This is a genomic window from Pseudomonas sp. S30, assembly GCF_016518545.1.
Taxonomy (GTDB): Bacteria; Pseudomonadota; Gammaproteobacteria; order Pseudomonadales; family Pseudomonadaceae; genus Aquipseudomonas.
In genome coordinates this window covers 1-1,214 of the sequence record NZ_JACVTO010000046.1, presented here as the reverse complement: position 1 = coordinate 1,214, position 1,214 = coordinate 1, and the positions used below count along the sequence as shown (strand labels likewise).

The following is a 1,214-nucleotide window of genomic DNA, read 5'->3' as shown; positions in this document are numbered from 1 at the left end:
ATCAATCGGCAGAACTGCGAGGCCCTGCAAGAGCCCCTTCACAGGGGGCCGGACGCCAGGTGCACGCGGACCTTCACCGTTCTGCCCTTGCGCTATGCGGCAGTCGGCGGTAGCGCTCAGCAGCGCCGACGATTACCCACCCTGCCCGAGCACCTGCGTCACCCTCATCACGTCGCCACGCTGCGTCATGCCGACTATGCCATTCGCCCGCTTCGTGAAGGTTTTCTGTATGTCATGGAAAAGCGCAAGCTCAGCGGGCGGCACAGCCTGCACCCGCCCTATCGAATCGCGGCGAACGGCGCCCTGTCGCTCATCGATCCCGAGCACCCGGAGCCTGGGCCGGCAACTGCCACCACGTTCCAGGATGTCGTCCAGAATAGGGCATGGGCCTTCAAGGTGCACGACCTCGACGACTTGCTCGAGCTTCGCCTGTTCTACAGCCCTGACCCGCTGACCCCCGCCGCCCAGCAGCACTTGCTGCGTCGACGCGACACGCTGCCGGCCTTGAATATCGCTCCCTTCGCCGGCCCCAGTTGTCCGACACCCAGGCTTCACACGCTACGTCATGACCAGTTGGAGCTGGTCGCCGACTTTGCCGCCGAGTCCGACGACGCGTTGCGCAACCTGCTGGACGCCCAGGTCTTCGGTACGCCCAGCATCAGCTCGCTGGCTGCCGCGCGACACGCGCTGGGCCCCTTGGGCGGTAAACCTGAGCCACGGGGCGTCGCCGTGGTGGTGGAAGACGCCATCGGTATCACGCAAGAGCTCAATGCCTGGCGCAACGCTGGCATGGAGCATCTCGAGCGCTGGCTGCAAGCCAGCACCGAGACGATCGGTCCGAGCAACGAGCGCAAGGTCTTGGTCGCCCAGGCCTTCAGCGAACTGCACCAGCAATTCACCGAGCGCAAAGTCGCCGCGCTGGTCGATCGGCATAAAGCGTCGATGCGCACCTATCTCGCCGGCGGCGACCAGGCCATTCAACCGCAGATGGCCGAATGGTGGGCGCAAACCCAGGAGGGCATTCTCGACAGCGCCAGCGAATTGAAAAGGCGGGAGCTGGAGCCCCTTGCGAAAAGCGGGGTGTTTGCACAGCAGTTCCAGGCGCGCTATCTGTCACAGGTCGACCTGCAAGGCATGCATCAACACCTCGCCTCGTTCGAGGCGCAGAGCCTCGAAGCCCAACGTCTGGCCGAGTCCAGAGCGGCAGATCACCT

At 64.7% G+C, this 1,214-nt stretch carries 1 protein-coding gene; it reads left to right on the top strand.

What is annotated here, in order from left to right:
* Positions 1–87: 87 nt before the first annotated feature.
* Positions 88–1,214 (top strand): toxin VasX (locus IAE34_RS24170; protein WP_325101018.1); only part of this gene is annotated, 1,127 nt, incomplete at its 3' end.